At 41.1% G+C, this 4,092-nt stretch carries 3 protein-coding genes; all 3 read left to right on the forward strand.

Annotated features, from left to right (window positions below; translation table 11 throughout):
• The first annotated feature begins 479 nt into the window (after positions 1–479).
• Complete coding sequence (locus tag HUT38_04595) at positions 480–1,412, forward strand: site-specific integrase (GenBank protein ID NUQ57730.1); 933 nt, start codon at positions 480–482, stop codon at positions 1,410–1,412.
• 711 nt (positions 1,413–2,123) lie between these two features.
• Positions 2,124–2,987 carry a hypothetical protein gene (locus HUT38_04600; GenBank protein ID NUQ57731.1) on the forward strand — a complete coding sequence of 288 codons (864 nt, stop codon included), beginning with the start codon at positions 2,124–2,126 and terminating at the stop codon, positions 2,985–2,987.
• A gap of 532 nt (positions 2,988–3,519) precedes the next feature.
• Positions 3,520–4,092 (forward strand): hypothetical protein (locus HUT38_04605; protein ID NUQ57732.1); only part of this gene is annotated, 573 nt, incomplete at its 3' end.

The following is a 4,092-nucleotide window of genomic DNA, read 5'->3' on the forward strand; positions in this document are numbered from 1 at the left end:
CTTTGTTTCTCTGTCATATTCTTACTAGATAATACCAATTTTACCAAAACACGTCAAAAGAAAAAGGGATAGATAAAAAGACTTGACAATATCTTAAAGGTACGATAAACGTACGCAAAATAAAGCGTGGACAGACGCTTGAATATTTGCTCGTGAGTGGCCTTGCGAGCAAAACGAAGGCAGTGGCCAGGTATGCTGTCCCATACTTGGTTAACTGCCTTTTTTATTTGAAAGGACGGTGTTTAATGGCTGTTAGGTGGAAAAAATATTACCCGGATAAATGCAAAGACGACAAAGGGCAGAGTATAAACTGTGACGGTAAGCGTGGGGATTATTGTCCGGTAAATTTACCCACAAAGGATAACGGAGAAGTCAAGCGGTGCGGACGGTGGTTGATAGAGCTATTCGATGATAAAAAACGGTGGGTGTCGGTTAGCTTCAGGGACATTAGGAGCCGGAAAGATGCCATGAAAAGATTAATGGTGCTCATTGGCGACAGGGAAAGGGGAAAACTGCAATTGCCAAAGAGAAAGGCAATTCCCACCCTGGCGGAATACTCCAAAACATACCTGCCACTGTGTGGCGGGGTGAAAGGTAACACGCTTGCAATGAAGCAAAGGGCTGTAAATGCGTTGGTGAAATTTCTGGGTGATTATCCCCTTGATAAGATAACTCCGTTTATCATTGAGAAATACAGGCTTAACCGTAAGGCTAGCGGTATTAAAGACAGCAGTATCAACGTTGACGTTTCTGTCTTATCCCATGTTCTGACCACTGCTATAAAGTCGGGGATTCTGGACAAGAACCCATGCCAGGGCGTGAGACGATTGAAAGTAACACAGACCAAAGATCGTATATTAAGCGGTAATGAAATAGGCTTATTGCTTGGTAAGCTACACGGGAAAGAACGTCTTATGGTACTCGTTGGATTACTTACAGGTTTACGCTTAGGCGGTGTCCTGGGCTTATCATGGCAGGATATAGATTTTCATAAGGGTTTGATAACTTCAAGCCACAAAATAGGGAAATTGGTGTCAATACCGATATCGGATTATCTGTCAGGGGAGCTGTTACGGTGGAAAGAAAACAATTCAGGCGACAGGGTGTTTGAGTCGAGGACGTTAACCCATGTCGTTACCGTTGAATACAGTAAGCATTTCAGCGTCTTATTCAAGCAGTTAGGCATTGACGATTTCACCTTCCATAACCTGAGACATACCTTTGCAAGCTTACTTCAAGGTGAACTTGGCGTTGGCGCTGTAGTGGTACAGGGCATGACAGGACATTCAAGCCTGAGTATGCTGCAGAAGTATTCACATACCGGTCTAAGCAATAAACAACAGGCCATTAATTCGCTGACGGATTATGTCCTGGGTATGAACTCAAAGCCGTCTTTGGCTATAGCGCAATAAAACGGGTACGGTCAAGAGTACGGCAATTCCGTTTTTGGGCGTTATTCAGTATCTTTGCATTGCCTGTATTATCAAAGGTTACAAGGTGAACAGGTGTAAAATGGCTGAATTAAACAAAGTAATTTTTATATACTTTCTATGACCTTCTATGACTTTTGATATTCTTCGTTTTTTTAGTGTTTTCAAGGACTTGAAGGAAATTTCATTCTTGTGTGTTTTGACCAGCTTTGGTATGTTTTTATGATTAGGTACGGCTAAAAGTACGGCAATCTTTCATGTAATGGGGGGTATTATATGCGTGTAATCATAGCAATCGAATGTAGAGGCGACAGGCCAGAACCAGAGCTTTCCCATATGGGGAACCAATGGGCATGTAGCGGGCAAAATGTTCATTGAGGATACAGAAGGCTTCCTAACGGATGAGAGCTATAAGGCACTTGCAGGCACAATAAAAGAGCAGAGACGGCAATATGCATCAGAATTGCCTATCTAAAACGCATTCTGGAAGCCTGGAAACGATTCCGATCCGAAGGGGTTTGACATGGTTTAGGTCGATGAAACGTTTCCGAGTGTCGATTTCCTATTGCCAGATCATGTTTTTCGGGGTTAAAATTGAAATTAAGGGATAGGGTAGCTCCCGACAAGTCCATTTCCCTAGATGGACTTCCCTTAATTATTTTTCTAGGGCTTCTTACTTTAGGGGGTAACAGGATGGGAAATATAAGCGATGAAATAAGGCTGTTGGACGAAGAAATTAAGAGAATTCAAGGGGAAATCAAGACCCTTGAAATCATGTATGAAATCCACAGACTACAGCAAACGTTAGACAAGTATGACAAAATACCTGTAAATGACGTTATTCTCTTTTCGACAGAAGAAAAGCTATTAAACAAGCTTGAGGAATTAAACTCACCGCTTTTTTTAAACTATCCCACCGTTTGCGACCAACTGCAAAGAAACAACGAGAGGTTAGGTGATTTGCAAAGGTCGAGAGAAGAAAAGCTGACATCAATTCTGCAAAACACATCTCAGACTAAACCAGAGGAGCAAACACCAGCAAACACATCGCAAAACACACCAGAGCCAAAGAATGTTACTTTTCCCCTGCATCCAGGGGCTAAGGTAAGCGATATAAAAATGATGTTTTTGAATGATGCAATCATCTGTATAACAATTAACAGGAAATCTCAAAACTTCAATTATGTAGAGATGGGGTTTTGTCGTAAAGCAAATAAAGAACCGCTAGAAATGTGGAATACTTTGCTTGAATACGCAGAATATAACGGGGCTTTGAGCGATGTTACCAAGAAAAAACAAAAGGATAGCGAAAGAATCAACGAGAAGTTAAAAAGCTTCTTTGTAACCGATGAAAACTTAATCGTAGCAAACAGAACTGTTTTTAGTATCAATAAAAAAACGGGCAAAAATCGAAAACCTCTAAATATCCAAAGCAAGGAGTGTCCGTCATGTAAAGAAACCCACAGGCATTTTTGTTGGATATGCAATGATGAGCAAGAACATTGTAAGGAATGCCATGATGAACTTTATAAAGAAACGCACGCAGACTTAAAATAAATAATCAATTCCCCTTTCTCTGAAAGCCTTATTATCGACAAACGGTAATAGGGCTTTTTTATTTTCAATTTTTTTTTAAATTTCAGCATTTCCCCGAAACCTGCCATTTAAGCCATTCACAGCGTATTTCACTAAAAATATTATTGTCGACAAATCGACAAATTGTCGACAGTCGACACATAAGGGTAAAGGGTTTATTTTTTAATTCTGTTATGAAAGGACGGGTATGACCGAACAATCCCTAGCAAATGAGAAGTTATTCACACTCTCCCAGGTAGTACAGATTCTTAATGTTCCAAAGCATCGTCTAAATTACCTCTTTGATAGTAGGAGGTTGCGAAGCGAGGATTTTATACGGCTACCGAATGGAGAAAGGGTTTACCGTGAGTCAGACCTTGCAAAGATAAAACAAGCATTATTTGAGGTTGGTAGCAGATGACGAATAATACTGGCTGGATTAAATTGCATAGGCAAATTTTGGAAAACGAATTGTATTTCCCTGATCGTTTTTCCAGTATTGTTGAGGTGTTAAATGGACAAAAAAGAAATTCTTAATCGGCTGGACAAGACAAAATTCTACCGGGAACTAATCCCTTCACTAAAACTTAACGGCAACCCCGAAGCATTGGGGTTATGTCCCTTTCATAATGACCACCACCCTTCTTTGAGTGTCAATCTGGAAACAGGACTTTTCCGTTGTTTTTCGTGCAATGCTAAAGGTGACGTCTTCACGTTTTACCAAAAGTACAAAGATTGCGATTTTCCAACGGCCTTGCATGAGATAGGAAAAATGGCTGGGGCTGGCGAATCGGATACAAAGCCGAAGGTTATAGCCACCTTCCAATATGCAGGCGGAACGGGCAATTTGCTTTATGTAAAAAAACGTATCGAACCTGGGCGTAGCGGCAGATCAAAGGAATTCGTTTTCAAACACTTGGAGGGCGACAAGTGGGTAGTAGGTAGAGGATGCGATCCTGTGCTTTATCGACTGCCGGATTTAATTAAATCGAAACATTGCTTTGTCGTTGAAGGCGAAAAGAAAGTAGACTTTCTGAACTCTTGGGGGTTGGTTGCTACATGCCTTGACAGCGGGGCAAATTCACCC

Source organism: Candidatus Paceibacter sp., from assembly GCA_013360865.1.
Lineage (GTDB): Bacteria > Patescibacteriota > Minisyncoccia > UBA9983 > UBA9983 > SURF-57.

Excerpts from the sequence above, each read along its gene's own strand:
- HUT38_04600 (NUQ57731.1), top strand. The coding sequence starts at position 2,124 with ATGGGAAATATAAGCGATGAAATAAGGCTGTTGGACGAAGAAATTAAG.
- HUT38_04595 (NUQ57730.1), top strand. The coding sequence starts at position 480 with ATGGTGCTCATTGGCGACAGGGAAAGGGGAAAACTGCAATTGCCAAAG.